Source organism: Vibrio sp. H11 (assembly GCF_004804295.1).
Lineage (GTDB): Bacteria > Pseudomonadota > Gammaproteobacteria > Enterobacterales > Vibrionaceae > Vibrio > Vibrio ostreae.
Window position 1 is genome coordinate 251,294 of sequence record NZ_SSHN01000003.1, and the last position, 16,318, is coordinate 267,611.

The following is a 16,318-nucleotide window of genomic DNA, read 5'->3' on the forward strand; positions in this document are numbered from 1 at the left end:
GCCTGTTTGCTTCCCCCGCTGCAGCGTGCGTCTCCCCCGTACAATAATTACCACGAACGCGTCGACTGCAGCAGCAAATGAGCCCGGCAATGCAAGCCAGTATTAAGGTTCAATACCGAAAAAGATTCTTACCATCCACTCTTTGGATGGGATTAGTTTCCTTGAAGCTGCCCAGCTGCACATCCTCCTAAACTTATTTTTTGCGGGGGGAGTAGGTAAGGATGAGGTGGAGGAGGGGCTGGAATGGCCTGAGAGATCCAGTTCAAATTATTGACGGGTCTGAACATGAAGTAGATCACAAAGGGGCATTTTTTTGTGATTGTTCTCTCTAACAGGCAACGATTCGGATCACGAAAATAAGCCATAATACCAGGGGCGTAGGGAGTAGGAGGATGAGATGAGCCCGTTTTTTTCTGATGATATGTGGCGAAATACGGCGACACCTCACCGGTAAGCCCTACAACATAAATAAAACAAGGATATGAACATGAAAAACGCCCTAAGCACTGTAGCGCTCAGCACTCTGGTCGCTCTTGGTTCGTTTGGCGCACACGCTGCCATCCAGGAAGGACAACTGACTATCTGGATTAACGGTGACAAAGGTTACAACGGTCTGGCTGAAGTTGGTAAAAAGTTTGAACAAGAAACTGGTATTAAAGTCACTGTTGCGCATCCGGATGGTCTGCAGGACAAATTCCCACAGACAGCGGCAACGGGTGATGGTCCCGATATCGTATTCTGGGCACATGACCGTTTCGGTGGTTACGCGGAAGCGGGTCTGCTGACGGAGATCAAACCGTCACAAGCGATCAAAGACGGTATTGTTGATTTCGCCTGGGATGCCGTGAAGTATCAAGGTAAGCTGATCGGTTACCCGGTAGCGGTTGAGTCGCTGTCACTGATTTACAATAAAGATCTGGTCCCTAATCCGCCAAAAAGTTGGGAAGAAGTGGCCGCGCTGGATGCTCAGCTGAAGAAAAACGGTAAATCAGCCATCATGTGGAACCTGAAAGAACCGTATTTTACCTGGCCTCTGATGGCTGCTGATGGTGGCTATGCATTTAAATACACTTCTTCTGGCTACGATGTAAAAGACGCAGGTATCGACAAGCAAGGCGTCAAAGATGCGATGAATTTCGTTAAAGGTCTAGTTGATAAAGGCGTGATTTCGGCCGATATGGACTACTCTGTATCTGAAGCGGAATTTAACAAAGGCAATACGGCCATGACCATCAATGGTCCGTGGTCATGGGGCAATATTGACAAGTCAGGTATCAACTACGGTGTGACCACTCTGCCTAAATTCAATGGCCAGTCTTCTAAACCGTTCGTTGGTGTGCTGACCGCTGGTATCAGTACTGCATCGCCAAACAAAGATCTGGCGGTTGAGTTTATCGAAAACTACCTGCTGACTAATGAAGGTCTGCGCGCGGTCAATAACGATAAGCCACTGGGTGCGGTTGCTCTGAGTTCATTCCAGCGTGAACTGGATTCGGATCAGCGTATTGCTGCGACCATGGATAACGCGATGAACGGCGAGATCATGCCAAACATCCCACAAATGAATGCGTTCTGGGGCGCAGCTAAGAACGCAATCATCAACGTGGTTGATGGCCGTCAGACTGTTGATGCAGCCCTTGCGGATGCTGAAAAACAGATGACGAAGTAATCCCAGATTCACCTTTTAAGGAGGGGGCAACTCCTCCTTACTTTCCAGTTTTATTTCGCTAGCAGGTTGTTCTATGCAGTCAATCCAAGGTACAGAGGCTATGTCAGCATCCGCAATGACACCACCGACCAATAACAATCGCACCATCATTAAGTGGAGTGTATTAGCCGCCGTCGGTCTCGTGAATGGATATGCAACAGTTTTGATGTATTCCCGTGGTGAGCTCGCTTTTGCATTGCTGACCATTATTCTTACTGCTCTGGCACTTTACATCTTTGGCAGTAAAAAGACTTACGCCCATCGTTATATTTACCCGGGTATCGCCGGAATGATCTTATTCATTCTGTTTCCGTTAGCCTATACGGTCAATCTGGCGTTTACCAATTACAGTGCCAAAAACCAACTTTCTTTTGATCGAGCCCAGTCGGTACTGATGGACCGCACGTTTCAGAGTGGAGCGAGCTATCCGTTTTCGCTGCTTAGCACCGAACAAGGTTACCGCATCACCATTCAGGATGGTGAAACTCAGTACGCCACTCCGGTGTTTAGTCTCGATGCGAGCGGGCAGTCGTTAGCGCTGACTCCGGTCCAGGATGTGACGGGCGATAAAGAGGCGATTAAAACCATCATCAGTCACCGTGAGGCTCTCGGGGCGTTGAATCTGACGCTGCCGGATGGCAACGCGATTCGCATGAGCGGACTGCGTAAATTCGCCGCTGTGGCGCCGCTTTACACCCTGCAGGATGATGGCGAAACGCTAATCAATAACCAGAACGGAGAGATGCTGCGACCGAATCTGGAGGTCGGTTTCTACCAACCGGTTAACGAGCAGGGGCAGTTTGTCGGCAGTACGGTGTCACCTGGTTTTATTGTTTCAATCGGTACCCATAACTTTGAACGGGTTTGGAAAGACGAAGGCATCAAAGAGCCATTTATCAGTATCTTTATCTGGACTGTGCTGTTCTCTGTGCTGACCGTGATCTTTACTCTGGTGATTGGTCTGGTGCTGGCGAGTGTGGTGCAGTGGGAAGAGCTCAAAGGCCGCGCTTTCTATCGTGTGCTGTTAATTCTGCCTTATGCAGTACCGGCGTTCATTTCGATTCTGATTTTTAAAGGTCTGTTCAACCAGAGCTTTGGTGAAATCAATATGGTGCTGCAAGGTCTGTTTGGCCTCAGTCCGGCCTGGTTCTCGGATCCGTTCCTAGCGAAATGCATGGTGTTGATCGTCAATACCTGGCTGGGTTTCCCCTACATGATGATTTTATGTATGGGCTTGCTGAAAGCGATTCCGGATGACTTGTACGAAGCTTCAGCTATCGATGGCGCGAACTTCGTGCACAACTTTACCAAGATCACGTTGCCATTGATGATTAAGCCGCTCACACCGCTGCTTATTGCCAGCTTTGCTTTTAACTTCAATAACTTTGTTATGATTCAGCTGTTGACGGCGGGCGGTCCGAACATGATAGGTACCTCTGAGCCAGCTGGTTACACCGACCTCTTGGTGAGCTATACCTACCGCATTGCATTCGAAGGTGCCGGTGGCCAGGACTTTGGTCTGGCGAGCGCGATTGCGACGCTGATCTTCCTGCTGGTGGGAGCGCTTGCGCTGCTTAACCTGCGTTTCACTAAAGTCAGCCAGAATTAAGGAGCGACACTTATGGCTATGGTACAAGGAACATCGCTCAAATACCGTGTGTGGGCGACACATATTGCGCTGTGGGCGTTTCTGGCGCTGATCATCTTTCCGTTGCTGATGGTGGTGGCTATCTCATTCCGCGAAGGTAATTTTGCGACCGGTAGCATCATTCCGGAAAATCCGTCCCTGGAGCACTGGAAACTGGCACTCGGTTTCTCGGTCACTAACGCAGATGGCAGTGTGACACCGCCTCCGTTTCCGGTTCTGACCTGGTTGTGGAACTCGGTTAAAATCGCGGCGGTTTCATCGGTGCTGATAGTCTGCTTATCGACCACTTCAGCCTACGCGTTTGCCCGCATGCGCTTTAAAGGCAAAGAGACCATTCTGAAAGCGATGATGATCTTCCAGATGTTCCCGGCTGTGCTGGCTCTGGTCGCGATATATGCGCTGTTTGATAAGCTTGGTCAGTACATCCCGTTTTTGGGCCTCAATACCCATGGTGGCTTGATCTTCTCCTATCTGGGGGGGATCGCACTGCATGTCTGGACTATCAAGGGCTATTTTGAAACCATCGATAACTCGCTGGAAGAAGCGGCTGCACTGGATGGTGCAACCCCTTGGCAGGCATTCCGTTTGGTGCTGCTGCCATTGTCAGTGCCAATTCTGGCGGTGGTGTTTATCCTCTCCTTCATCATGGTGGTGGGAGAAGTACCGGTGGCTTCGCTGCTGCTGTCGGATGTCGATAAGTACACATTGGCGGTAGGGATGCAGCAATATCTGTATCCGCAAAATTACCTGTGGGGTGATTTTGCCGCGGCCGCAGTGTTATCGGCTTTGCCAATTACCGCTGTTTTCCTGCTGGCGCAGCGCTGGCTGGTGGGTGGCCTGACGGCTGGTGGTGTGAAAGGTTAGCATCGCGACAAGCGATAGGATTGACCTGTCAAAACGGTAGAATTGAACTGTAAACAATAGGCCCGGGCATTGCTCGGGCCTATTTACTGAGTGCGATTGAAACGATTGAAACGATGGAAGATCACTATTCGTTGCAAGGCGACAACGATAATGGGTCAAATCACAGCTCGCGACTGGATGGCGCGCACCCGATATAACGCAGCAGCACGTACAGGCTCTCCTGCTGCAGAGCCACTTTACGAAACAGATCGGCAAAGGTTTCATCTCCGCCAAAGCAGGCCTGAATGTAATGATTAATCTCTAACGGGGGATAGCCTTCCACGTACATGGTCCGTACCCACTGGTATTCAACCGATTTAGTATCAGACAGGGTGTTCTCACTGAGGGTGATATCACTGAGGGTTAACGACATCTATTGCTCTCTGCTTGTGCCAATAGGCAGGCATACCTTTGCCAGCTAATGAAGTAGTAAAGCAAAGAAAAATGAAGGTTAGATGACAAGGCTGAATAAAATTAGCCAGATACGTTATCAGCTAACCTGATGTCGTATCTGGACTATTTCTGATTGGGTGGATCTGTGCGAGATTTAGCGGGCTTTGAGATATTTAACGTGCGCTTCCATCTCTTCGCCGATTTCAGTACGCATATTCATCAGGCGGATGGCCGATTGACGCAGTGCGATGTCTTCATCGGTGGTCGGGATCCACTCCGGAACCGGCGTTGGTTTACCGTTTTCATCCACGGCGACCATAATCACAATGCAGTGTGTGGTGAGATGATTGTTGAGCTCTTTCGGATCCGTGGCCTGGACATCAATCGCAATGTGCATTGAGGTTTTACCGGTATAAATGACCTTAGCGCTGACTTCCACCAGGTTGCCGACCAGAATCGGTGCCACGAAACGAATACCGCCGGCGTAGGCGGTGATACAGTATTTTCCGCTCCACGCTGCGGAGCAGGCGTATGCAGCCAGGTCGATCCATTTCATCACGGCGCCGCCGTGTACTTTACCGCCAAAGTTTACATCTCCGGGCTCTGCTAGAAAGCGCAGAGTTATATCTCGTTTGCCACTGCTCATCGGCTCTTCCTTTATGATTTGAACGCGTCTTTGCCACATTGTGCGCAAGACTTCATGCACGCATGTCTAACTAATAACGAATCTGTAACCTTTGCGCAATGTTTTGTTTTTGTTTGCTCTGTGTTGGCAATAAAAAACGCGCCTCAATGCGCGTTTTTATCAAATTCCGAGTCCGGCCAGCGGGTTATACTGTCGGTGAGCTGTTTAAGGTCGTGGTGAGGTAAGCGGTAAGGCAGTGGCTGGCGGAGTGCTGCGCAGCGGACGCTTGATCTGAGCCAGAATCACCCCGCTCAGCACCATGAGACCGCCCAGCAGATGATAGACGTGGATCTGTTCATCCAGCAACCCAGCTGCCAGCGCTACCGACACCACAGGCAGCAGGTTCATAAATATAGCGGTTGAGTCAGCTCCGAGCACGTCGATGGCTTTGACCCACATCCATGGCGCCAGTAAGGAGGCGGCAATACCTGCGTAGGCGATCAATGGCAACGACTCTTGCGGTGGTAGTAAGTGCTCGCTGGTCAGCCAGAGTGGTGCCAGCATGACCACTGCCAGAGAGCCTTGCAGGTAGATCAGTGTCCAGTTGCTGAATGGCATTTTCCAGCGCTTAAGTAGCACGCAGTACAGGGCGTAGACCGCCGCCGACAGGACCATCAGACCGTCACCTTGGGTGATATCCTGATCGATAAAAAACAGCAGGTCACCCTGGCCAAGCATAAATGCCAACCCGGCCAGCGATAGCACGGCACCGACGATACTCAGTGCAGAGAGACGTTTACCCAGCAGCGGCACACTGAAGAAGATACTCAGCAGAGGGATCAGTGAAGTGATTAATGACATATTTGAAGCGCTGGTGGTGAGGCCGGCGTAGTAACCAAGCGATTGGTTTAGCGCCATGCCCAGAAGCGACAGGAACGCGAGTTTAGCCAGGTAAGGACGAATAATCGTCCATTGCCGAAGCACACCGGGCAAACAGAACGGAGTCAGAATCACCATCGCCAGCAGCCAGCGGTAAAAGCTCATGGCACTGGGTTCGATAATGTGGGAGGCCAGTTTATTGACCAGGGTGTTGGCACCCCAAATCAGTACTGTAAACATAGGTAAGAGATAGATCATGTCAGCCTCAACGTTCTGAAGTAAATCGATAAAGACAATGTATGAATTGCGATTGCGTGCTGCTACCGAATTGATGTGACACCTGCTGACCTGGCTAGCCAACGACCCTGATGCCAGGTGATGTCGATATCAAGTAGTATTGGCGTTAAGTGTGACAGGTCTATATAATTATATATATCTTCAAAAAGACATCGCGAGCGATAGGAAGACAACTTTGAGAAAACGCGCCAGAAACCTTCACCCCTCTTTGTCGATTGAGCAGGCACCCTCCGATGTATTTATGAATTTTGAAGCCTTTCTGTCCAACACAGAAACCCGTGAGCACAGTCATGCCTGGGGCCAGGTGCAACTGATATCCGGTGGTATTCTGGAGATGGAAGCGCAGGACACCCGTTTTCTCGCACCACCTCATCTGGCGATTTGGGTTCCGGCGGGTATCCGGCATAAAAGTTTTAACCGTAAGCCAATCGAGTACTGTTCGCTCAACATTGCTGCCGATATGACCACGGCGTTTCCGAGCCGGACCTGCTTAATCAAAGTCACCCCGATCGTGTCAGCGATTATTGATGATTTTCGTCGCCGCCAGATAAGCGTGGCAGAATCACTGCAGGATAAACGTCTGGTTCAGGTGCTGCTCGATCAACTGGCGACTCAGGAAAGCCAGCACCATTTTCTGCCATCAAGTAATAATAAGTATTTGGCACCCATCCTGGCGGCCGTGGAAGAGAGCCCCACCGATGACACCAGCCTGCAGCAGTGGGCGGAAAAAGTCCATGCAACGGAACGCACACTGGCACGCCATTGTCAGGCTGAATTGGGTATGAGCTTTACCGAGTGGCGTCTGCGGGTCCGTTATCTGTATTCCATGGAATTGCTGCGCAGCGGTCATTCGGTCAAAGAAGTCGCACTGACTTTAGGCTACAACCAGGCCAGTCCGTTTATCTCGATGTTTAAAAAATACTCCGGGCAGACCCCGGAGCAATACAAAAACCGCCTGCTTTAGGACCGATGATTGAGAGTGTCGACCAGTGTTATCCGTGGCACGCCATTATCCGCGGCGTGCTATGCACCATGCTTATCACTGGGCCAGCACGTACTCCAGCGCGCCGACCACCGCCGCGACCTGCGCGTCATTGCATTCCTGAGCAGTCACCTGCGGGCTGTCTGGATAGACTTCGGTGGTTGAAGTGTACGTACAATCGGTGACGCCGCCACACAAACCCAGTTTTTTCATCGGATAGAGAATCACGCCTTCCTGAACCGCATCGGAGCCAATCAGCTGGCCGTTCTCGTCGCTTGGTGCAATGTGGGTCACCTTGCGCACCGCCTCGATGATAGCCGTCTGCAAGGCCAGTTGCGGTTTATCGCTGTCGCCGACCGTGTAGAAGCCGTCCGGAATCGAGCCGGCGACATAGGCAATACCATCACGTGCGGCCAGTGCCGGGCGGAACTCGCTTTCATCCGTGTCGGTGGTTTCGTGCAGATCAATATGCAGCAAAATATCTGGCAGTTCAGCCACCAGTGCCATCAACGCGGCAGACTCTTCCGCCGGGCTGCCCGGATAAAACGAACGGTTCGGATCGAGCGCATTCGGGTTCCAGCGATTGATGGTCTCATAACCCCAAGGGCTGACACATGGCGCTACCACGAGATTGACCTCGCTTTCAAAGCGGCTCGCCTCTGTGGCCAGAAACTGCAGCGCACCATGCACGCCGCTGGTTTCGTAGCCGTGCACACCGCCAGTGATCAGTACCGTTGGTTTGTCATCCTGCCAGGCGCGGGTTTTCACACACCACAGCGGATAGCGCGCTGGATCATAAGAGAGCGAGCCATACTGAACCACATCAAACCGAGCGCGTAAGGCTTCGATTTCAGGTATTACCAGCTGCTGATATTCGCGTTTGATACTGGTTTGAGCACGCCAGATCTGGCGTTCTTCATCACCCCATTTCTGACCTGGGGTTCCGATTGGATAAGTGTAAGCACTGTGCATAACTTTCCCTGTGACTAAGGAGAAAAAACCAAGAGTAATCCCAGTTATCTGCTGAGACAAGTAGCGGGCGTTACCAACGGCAGCGGCACGAGAAAAAAGCCGGCTTTATTTCGCGCACAGGCCCGGATGATGTTACATTTCGTTGCGTATTGTTTGATTAAACCGAGATGAAGAGACGAGAATGGCTGGTGCAAGTTTATTAACCCTGTTAGATGATATCGCGACCGTGCTGGATGATGTAGCAGTGATGTCCAAGATGGCCGCCAAAAAAACTGCGGGTGTGCTGGGCGATGATTTGGCGCTCAATGCACAGCAAGTGTCAGGCGTTGCCGCTGAACGGGAAATTCCGGTGGTCTGGGCGGTTGCCAAAGGTTCATTTCGTAATAAATGTATTTTGGTACCTGCGGCGCTGATCATCAGCTCTGTTGCGCCCTGGCTTATCATGCCTTTGCTGTTGCTGGGCGGCTTGTTCCTCTGTTATGAGGGGGCGGAGAAAGTGCTGGAGAAGCTGTTTCACCCGCAGCCAAAGAAACAGCCTGAGCAGGCGATGGAAGAGCTCAGTCAGGTCAGTCTTGAGGAGTATGAAACCAAAAAGGTTCAGGGGGCGATCCGGACCGATTTTATTCTTTCTGCGGAGATTATCGTCATTGCGCTGGGCACAGTGCAGGGATACGCGATGTTGACCCAGATTGCGGTGGTCAGCCTGATTGCGGTGATCATGACGGCCGGTGTGTATGGCCTGGTGGCCGGGATTGTCAAACTCGACGATCTTGGTTTTTATCTGGAGCGTAAATCTCAGGGTAAAGGTGGTCTGGCAGTGATAGGAGCAGCCTTAGTCGCGTTCGCGCCTAAGCTAATGAAAGGTTTGACAGTGGTGGGGACCGCAGCGATGTTTTTGGTCGGTGGTGGTATCGTGGTGCATAACGTGCCGGTCATTCATCACTGGATTGAGCCTGTGATTATGCGTATTCCGGAGCTTACCCTGGTTTCAGACTTGGTTCCGGCGCTGCTGAACGGGCTGATTGGGGTCGTGGCAGGTCTGCTTGTGGTGGCGGTGATGGAAGTCGTGCACAAAGTACGCGGTCACTAAGTTGTCGTTATCGACAAGATAAAACATTTCAATGGTGATTTACTAGTGAATGAATAGACTAACGCTTTTCTTCTCTGCCAGTCACCAGTTATGCAACGTTGCCAATCAGTGCAATAAAAAAGAAGAGGCGAAGCCTCTTCTTTGCGTTTGTTTTCGGCCGTTAGGCTACTGACTCAGTGGTCACGGTTATTTGACTGTCCACAGCACCTGTTCGCCGCCACGAATCGGCACTACGGTTTCGCCGCCAAACGGCATTTCCGCTGGCACGTCCCAGGCTTGTTTGCTTAGGGTAACGGTGTCGCTGTTACGCGGCAGACCGTAGAAATCCGGGCCATTGTGGCTGGCGAAGGCTTCCAGTTGATCAAGCTTACCTTCCTGTTCGAATACTTCCGCATACAGTTCCAGTGCCGCGTGTGCGGTGTACGAACCGGCACAGCCACAGGCCGTCTCTTTTTTGCCCTTGGAATGCGGCGCTGAATCGGTGCCAAGGAAAAATTTCTTGCTGCCTGAGGTCGCGGCTGCAACCAACGCGTGCTGGTGGGTCGCGCGTTTCAGGATTGGCAGGCAGTAAAAGTGCGGGCGGATACCGCCAACCAGCATGTGGTTACGGTTGTACATCAGGTGATGCGCGGTGATCGTTGCCGCGACGTTGTCACCGGCTTTGTTGACGAACTCGACAGCATCGGCCGTGGTGATGTGCTCGAGGACTATTTTCAGATTCGGGAAATCGTTCACGATCGGAGCCAGTACGGTGTCCAGGAAGGTTTTTTCACGGTCGAAAATGTCAATATCGTGCGTAGTCACTTCGCCGTGCACCAGCAGCAGCAACCCTTCTTCCTGCATCGCTTGCAGTACAGGGTAAATATTTTTCGCTGAGGTGACACCAGAGTCTGAGTTGGTGGTGGCGCCCGCCGGATAAAGCTTGGCAGCGACAACGGCACCGGATGCCTTGGCGCTGCGGATATCGTCTGCGCTGGTGTTGTCAGTCAGGTAGAGTGACATCAGCGGCTCAAACTGGCCTTGTGGCTGCGCGTTCATGATACGCTCGCGGTAGGCCAGCGCCATTTCGGTATTAATCACAGGTGGGACAGTATTGGGCATGATTAGCGCGCGTCCGTTGTAGCGGCTGATATCACGTACTGTATCGGTCAGGACCTCGCCATCGCGCAGGTGAACGTGCCAGTCGTCAGGACGAGTGATCGTAAGTGTTGTCATGTATTGCTCCCACCATGAAGTCGTTGAGTGATTGGAGCCTAAACTGTCTGCCTGACCGCAAAAAACGCGGATGTCCGTATGACGCAAACGCTTCCGTTTAGGCGACAGGATGATAGAGGAAAAGGGGGCCAATTTCACCCCTTAATTTGATCTTCGTCTGAAAGCGGCATTTTTCTCACTTTTTATCGCCGTATCTCTCCATTATGCAAGCAGGTTAGTCGTCAGCGTGAAATTGTTTTATTATCACCTCACACATCGAATTATTATCACCGCATCACATCTCATTCTTATTGCGCTAAGGAAATGCCATGTCGTCCGCTCATCTCTCTCAAATTAATGTCTATCCGGTTAAGTCAGTAGCCGGCATCGCTCTGTCTACCGCCTGGGTAGAAAAGCAGGGGCTGATGTTTGACCGCCGTTTTATGGTGGCGCTGGCTGATGGCAGCATGGTCACGGCGCGCAAGTATCCCGCGATGGTGAAAGTGCATTCGACTCTGGCCCCGGATGGCTTGATCTTTACTGCGCAAGATAAGCCGCCGCTGACGCTGCGTTATGTGGATTTCAAGTTGCAGGAAGCGCCGGCACAGGTTTGGAAAGATAACTTTATTGCCTATACCACCACCGATGAAGCGGATGACTGGTTCAGCGAGGTGTTGGGTCAGCGGGTTGAGTTACTGTTTAGTGGCCAGCAGTCTAACCGGATGCGGGAAAAAGTCGGCAGTAACGTCAGCTTTGCCGACGGTTATCCGCTGTTGGTGATCAGTGAAGGCTCCCTCGAAGAGCTCAATCGCCGCAGTCCGGAGCGCCACAGTATGGATCAATTCCGTACGAATCTGGTGGTGTCCGGGACGGAACCATTCGCCGAGGACGGCTGGAAACGGATTCGGATTGGCGACGTCGAGTTTGAAGCGGTGAAGCCCTGTGAGCGCTGTATTCTGACTACGGTGGATGTGGAAACGGGCACATTTCGTCCCACTCAGGAGCCACTGCGCACCTTATCGCAATTTCGCGCCAACGAGCGTGGCGGAGTGTTTTTTGGCCAGAACCTGGTGGCGAAAAATGAAGGCATGATTCGCGCCGGTGATGTGGTGCAAGTATTGGAATACAAAGAAAAAGAAGCGTATCAGGATCAGGGGCTGCGTCATTACCGCATGACTTGCGTGGAGCGGGAAGAAATCGCGCGTGATTTCGTTACCTTCTGGCTTGAGCCGCAGCAGGGTGAGTTGCCGGCTTACCTGCCTGGGCAGCATCTGCCGATTGAGCTGGTGATCGAAGGGGAGCGGATAGCACGCCGTTATACCTTGTCATCCAGTCCTTCGCGTCCCGGACGTCTGGCGATTTCGGTCAAGCGTATTGATGGTGGCCGGGTGTCGAACTGGCTGGTGAATCATCTGCAAGTTGGTGATGCATTAACGACCGAAGCGCCGGATGGCAGCTTTCACCTCGATGGGAGTCAGTCGCGTCAGCCACTGCTGTTGTTGTCGGCTGGCAGTGGGGTGACCCCGATGCTGTCGATGCTGCGTTATCTGGCGGATCATGATCAAATCGACGACGTCGTGTTTTACCACCAGTGTCGTTCAGTGGCAGATATCCCGGTGCGTGACGAGCTGAAACAACTGGAAAGCCAGTTTACCGGCCTTAAAGTCTTTATTTCGCTTACCCAGGCACCGCTGGACTGGTTTGGTCTGAAGGGGCGTTTTTCGCTGTCTCACCTCAAGCAAGTGAAAGAGGTAACTCAGCGTCAGGTGTTTGTGTGCGGGCCGGATGGTTTTATGCAAAAGGCGAAAAATTTGCTGCTCAAACAGGGACTGCCGCAAACGGCTTATCATCAGGAAGCCTTTGGTGTCGCGCTAACGGCGCCAAAAGAGCTTAAAACCGTTCAGCTTAGCATTAATGGAAAAGTGTTCAGCGGCAATAATCAGGCGCCACTGCTTGATCAGGCAGAAGAAGCCGGTATTCACATCGAAAGCAGTTGTCGCGCCGGTTTGTGTGGCGCCTGTAAAGTCACAGTACAATCGGGCAAGGTGCATCAACCTCAGGTGCCGGCGCTGCCGGCGCATGAACGTCATATGGGTGTGGTGCTGGCGTGTTGCTGCGTCCCGGAGACAGACGTCGAAATTGTTGGTTAGCAATTTGAGGCTGGGAGACTGGTCTTCAACCGACTGGGCTTCAAGATTGTAGCTTAATCGACTCAACTGGCGTGAGAGTCACGCCGGTTGAACGCTGTCCTGACTGATATCCAGTGCTGTTGGCTGCTGCGCTTCGTGCTGGAGCCTAGAGCGTTTTACCTAGTACGATCTGACACATCTGCTGATACTGGCTGTTGTTGTCAGCAAACAGTTCGGCAACGATTTGCGCTTCTTTTCCGCCTGACTGGCGACGTTTCATCGCTTCACGTACCAGCAAGACTAAATGCTGTTCTTTGCTTAACCCATGGTGTGCCTGTGGTGACCAGGCGGCTAAAGACTGATTAAATGTCGAATGAGGCAGCTTAGGTTCAAAGTTTTTTACTTCGCTTTTTATCACTTGCAGTAAATGCAGATACACTTCGTCTTCACGGCTGACTTGCTGATCACTAGCAAGTTGTCGCAGACGGTTAAGTACCGCCCGGCTAAGTTCGCTATGTTTAACCAGGCCCGCCTGATGCGGAAAGGTATCAGGCAATCGAACCGAAAAATCGATACGCTGAATTTGTGTGTTGGGGAAAAACGTCAGTGCACTCAGACAGTCGATCGGTATCCACAGCGCTTGATCCGCCTCAATGGCGTATTCCTGCTTGCCGAGTTTGACCAGCACTAAACCACGCTCCACATGAATCAGGCTGTGCTTAACGGCGCGCTTACGCGACGTGGCTTCAAGGTAGGGAAATAAGCACGTTTCAGATTGGATAGCGTAGTTCATGGATAGCCTCGAGCAATAGAAGGGCGCTAAGGGTAACGCTTTCCCTGAAAAAAGCCAAATACCCAGTGAAGTGGTATGAAATAAGCCTACTGAGAGTTGTGACAGGCGGAAATATTTCTGTCACTTTTAAGAAACCTTTATCACGTGTTCTGGTCTGACCTTGTGAATTATGTGGTAACGATAGCTGCGACTGATGGTGACTACGCGTAGAATAGGCCAGCTTTTTATTTGATGTAAAATAATATGACTTCAACAAACGATCCTTATGTAGACATTCGTCCTTACAATGACGAAGAGATTCCTGCCGCCATTAATCGTCTGATTAATGACGAAGAGTTTATCGCTGCCATTTTGCAGCACCGTTTTGAGCGTCAGCCGGCTTGGCTGCAATCTCTGATGGGACCTTTTGTTAAAGCCTATCTGAAATTCAAATGGGCTAAACTGAAGTCCGTTGATGTTATTCAGCGGGAAGTGAAAAAGTACCTTGATCAAACGCTGGAGCACACCACGCATGGTGTGACATACAGTGGCCTCGACAAGCTGGATAAAAGTACCTCGTACCTGTTTATCTCTAACCACCGTGATATCGCGATGGATCCGGCGCTGGTAAACTATGGTCTTTATGTTTCCGGGCATCGCACTGTACGTATTGCAATCGGCGATAACCTGCTGAAGAAACCATGTGCCACTGAACTGATGAAGCTGAACAAAAGTTTTATTGTGAAACGTTCCGCCAAGGGCCCGCGTGAAATGATGAAAGCGCTGGGTACCTTGTCAGCCTACATTAAGCATTCGCTGGAGACCGGTAACTCAATCTGGATTGCACAGAAGGAAGGCCGTGCCAAAGATGGCAACGATTATACCGATCCGGCGATCCTGAAAATGTTCCATGTTGAAGGACGTAAACAGAAAGCTGAGTTTGCTGATTACATTCAGTCACTGAAAATCGTGCCGGTCTCTATCTCTTATGAGAATGACCCGTGTGATATTGCTAAAGCGCGCGAACTGTATGAGAAGGCCACGCACGGCAAGTACGAAAAATCAGAGTTTGAAGATATCGAAAGTATCATTCAGGGTATTGTCGGTGAAAAAGGCCGTATCCATGTCGCGTTTGGCGATGTGATTGATCAGCCGTATGAGACTCCAGAGGCACTGGCGCAAGAGATTGACCGCCAGATCCACACGCACTATAAGCTGTATCCGATTAATCTGCTGGCCGCAGGTGAAGAACATGAAGATATCACGCCAGCGGTGCGCGCTAAGCTGCAGGAGAAACTGGCCCATCTGCCTGAAGGTGCGCATCCTTACTTGCTTGATAGTTATGCCAACCCGGTGCGTCACCGCAAGTAACACCTGATAATAAAGGACAAAAAGAGAAGCAGCTGCTTCTCTTTTTTGTTCCCGAATGGTACTGGCTCAGCGGGCGACAGCGCCGCCCAGGGTAAGATTAGCTGGCCAGTGGCTGATACGGTTACCGCCCAGATAGATATTGCCATTAACGGTTAAGTTATCCGGCAAGGCGCTGATTTGCGAGCCGCCAATAAACAGATTCCCTTCCACGACTAATCCATCCGGCAGTTCGGTTAAAGGGGTGCGCATGACACTCAAGTCGCCTTTCACTCTCAAACGCGGTGGCAATCCAACCAGTGGCGTGTCAGTCAGATTGAGATAACCGCCAAGATTAATTCCAGCCGGCCAGCGCTGGATTTGCGAACCGAGTAAGTTGGCGTAGCCGCGAATAAATGTACCGCGTGGCACTTGTGCCAGTTGACTGTTGGCTGCATCCAGGCTGCCTTCAATTTTCAGCCCGCGAGGCAGTTTAGTGATGCCTGTTTTGGCGATACTCAGATTGCCCTTGAGTTCCATGTTGTCTGGCAGTGCGGTGAAAGGCTTATTGCGTAAGTCCAGATTACCGTAGTTATCCAGATAATTCAGGATTTGATAGTGGTCGAGTGGTTCGGCCGATGCAGAGAGGGCGGCCAGTAATGTGAGCAGAGCGATGAGCGGGTAGTGCATGCCGATGTCCGCAATCCAGACAATAGTGATGGCTTCAGTATCGCCAGCGTGCACAGTGTCTGCAATGATAGAGGCGGAAAAATCATCATCAAAGCGCACAATGTCACAAAAATGGTCACAATAATGGTGATAACAAAGCGAGTCCTGACGGCTCGCTCTCCTGTCAGGCCCGGAATGCGGCTCCGGGCTGACGTTAACCATTCCCGATAATTGGGTTATTAACGTGCTAGCGAGCGGGATCTGAGCTCGAAAATTAATTTTTCCGCACTGACTTCAAATTTGAATCGCACGTGCATCTCTTTGGCATCGTCGGCTAACGGCATGACTTCGTGCTCAACGTTTTTGTTTACCTGCTCAGCCAATGTGAGGTACTTGTCCAGTTCTGCGCGCATTTGCGGCTCTGAGTCGGCAAAAATAGTTACTTCAGCGACATCATCCCCTTCGCGGATGATGAAGCCCATTTCACCGGCGACACCACATGCTTCACACACTTCCTGTTCTCGGTAGGTTTGGTTGCTCATCTTACCATCCTCTTACAAATCATGAGGGTATCTTACTCCGCTCGCTCTGGCCCGGCTATGGTTGTTTTAAGCAAAAATTCGCGAAAGTTTGCGCCTGATCAAGGATGAGTGAGTTGCACGATTTTCTGCTGCCAAATCTCTTGGTTTGTGAAAGTTGATCAGATTCTC

Annotated in this window: 15 protein-coding genes; 7 read left to right on the forward strand and 8 right to left on the reverse strand. The window is 51.3% G+C overall.

Annotated elements, in window-relative coordinates; translation table 11 throughout:
• The first annotated feature begins 487 nt into the window (after positions 1 to 487).
• From malE to malG, 3 genes are all read left to right on the forward strand, one after another.
• A complete protein-coding gene (gene malE / locus E6C74_RS06090; RefSeq protein WP_136483803.1) occupies positions 488 to 1,669 on the forward strand; it encodes a maltose/maltodextrin ABC transporter substrate-binding protein MalE in 1,182 nt (393 codons plus the stop codon).
• Between the two features lie 73 nt (positions 1,670 to 1,742).
• Positions 1,743 to 3,317, forward strand: a complete 1,575-nt coding sequence (gene malF, locus E6C74_RS06095; protein ID WP_136483804.1) for a maltose ABC transporter permease MalF — start codon at positions 1,743 to 1,745, stop codon at positions 3,315 to 3,317.
• Between the two features lie 12 nt (positions 3,318 to 3,329).
• Complete coding sequence (malG, locus tag E6C74_RS06100; RefSeq protein WP_136483805.1) at positions 3,330 to 4,220, forward strand: maltose ABC transporter permease MalG; 891 nt, start codon at positions 3,330 to 3,332, stop codon at positions 4,218 to 4,220.
• Between the two features lie 160 nt (positions 4,221 to 4,380).
• On the opposite strand, the gene E6C74_RS06105 is transcribed toward malG, so the two are convergent.
• From E6C74_RS06105 to E6C74_RS06115, 3 genes are all read right to left on the reverse strand, one after another.
• Positions 4,381 to 4,632, reverse strand: coding sequence for a hypothetical protein (locus tag E6C74_RS06105; protein WP_136483806.1), 252 nt, complete (start codon positions 4,630 to 4,632; stop codon positions 4,381 to 4,383).
• A 174-nt stretch (positions 4,633 to 4,806) separates the two neighbouring features.
• On the reverse strand, positions 4,807 to 5,298 hold the full coding sequence (locus E6C74_RS06110; RefSeq protein ID WP_136483807.1) for an acyl-CoA thioesterase: 492 nt from the start codon (positions 5,296 to 5,298) through the stop codon (positions 4,807 to 4,809).
• A 204-nt stretch (positions 5,299 to 5,502) separates the two neighbouring features.
• Positions 5,503 to 6,414, reverse strand: coding sequence for a DMT family transporter (locus E6C74_RS06115; RefSeq protein ID WP_136483808.1), 912 nt, complete (start codon positions 6,412 to 6,414; stop codon positions 5,503 to 5,505).
• Positions 6,415 to 6,628: 214 nt separating this feature from the next.
• Here E6C74_RS06115 and E6C74_RS06120 point away from each other — a divergent pair, with 214 nt between their 5' ends.
• Positions 6,629 to 7,417, forward strand: a complete 789-nt coding sequence (locus E6C74_RS06120; RefSeq protein ID WP_136483809.1) for a helix-turn-helix transcriptional regulator — start codon at positions 6,629 to 6,631, stop codon at positions 7,415 to 7,417.
• A gap of 75 nt (positions 7,418 to 7,492) precedes the next feature.
• On the opposite strand, the gene E6C74_RS06125 is transcribed toward E6C74_RS06120, so the two are convergent.
• Complete coding sequence (locus tag E6C74_RS06125; protein WP_136483810.1) at positions 7,493 to 8,407, reverse strand: M14 family metallocarboxypeptidase; 915 nt, start codon at positions 8,405 to 8,407, stop codon at positions 7,493 to 7,495.
• 181 nt (positions 8,408 to 8,588) lie between these two features.
• On the opposite strand from E6C74_RS06125, the gene E6C74_RS06130 reads away from it, so the two are divergent.
• Entirely contained in the window at positions 8,589 to 9,497 is a 909-nt protein-coding gene (locus E6C74_RS06130) for a DUF808 domain-containing protein (protein WP_136483811.1), read from the forward strand.
• A gap of 186 nt (positions 9,498 to 9,683) precedes the next feature.
• On the opposite strand, the gene pyrC is transcribed toward E6C74_RS06130, so the two are convergent.
• Entirely contained in the window at positions 9,684 to 10,712 is a 1,029-nt protein-coding gene (gene pyrC, locus E6C74_RS06135) for a dihydroorotase (protein ID WP_136483812.1), read from the reverse strand.
• A gap of 308 nt (positions 10,713 to 11,020) precedes the next feature.
• Here pyrC and E6C74_RS06140 point away from each other — a divergent pair, with 308 nt between their 5' ends.
• Positions 11,021 to 12,841 carry a hybrid-cluster NAD(P)-dependent oxidoreductase gene (locus E6C74_RS06140; RefSeq protein WP_136483813.1) on the forward strand — a complete coding sequence of 607 codons (1,821 nt, stop codon included), beginning with the start codon at positions 11,021 to 11,023 and terminating at the stop codon, positions 12,839 to 12,841.
• Positions 12,842 to 12,986: 145 nt separating this feature from the next.
• On the opposite strand, the gene E6C74_RS06145 is transcribed toward E6C74_RS06140, so the two are convergent.
• Positions 12,987 to 13,613, reverse strand: a complete 627-nt coding sequence (locus tag E6C74_RS06145) for an AraC family transcriptional regulator (RefSeq protein WP_136483814.1) — start codon at positions 13,611 to 13,613, stop codon at positions 12,987 to 12,989.
• A 243-nt stretch (positions 13,614 to 13,856) separates the two neighbouring features.
• Between E6C74_RS06145 and E6C74_RS06150 the strand changes: the two genes are divergently transcribed.
• On the forward strand, positions 13,857 to 14,963 hold the full coding sequence (locus E6C74_RS06150; RefSeq protein WP_136483815.1) for a 1-acyl-sn-glycerol-3-phosphate acyltransferase: 1,107 nt from the start codon (positions 13,857 to 13,859) through the stop codon (positions 14,961 to 14,963).
• A 66-nt stretch (positions 14,964 to 15,029) separates the two neighbouring features.
• Here the strand turns inward: E6C74_RS06150 and E6C74_RS06155 are convergent, their stop codons facing one another.
• Positions 15,030 to 15,629, reverse strand: coding sequence for a hypothetical protein (locus E6C74_RS06155; protein ID WP_136484002.1), 600 nt, complete (start codon positions 15,627 to 15,629; stop codon positions 15,030 to 15,032).
• 218 nt (positions 15,630 to 15,847) lie between these two features.
• Positions 15,848 to 16,150 (reverse strand): YfcZ/YiiS family protein, encoded by a 303-nt coding sequence (locus tag E6C74_RS06160; protein ID WP_136483816.1) that lies wholly within the window; start codon positions 16,148 to 16,150, stop codon positions 15,848 to 15,850.
• Positions 16,151 to 16,318: the final 168 nt, after the last annotated feature.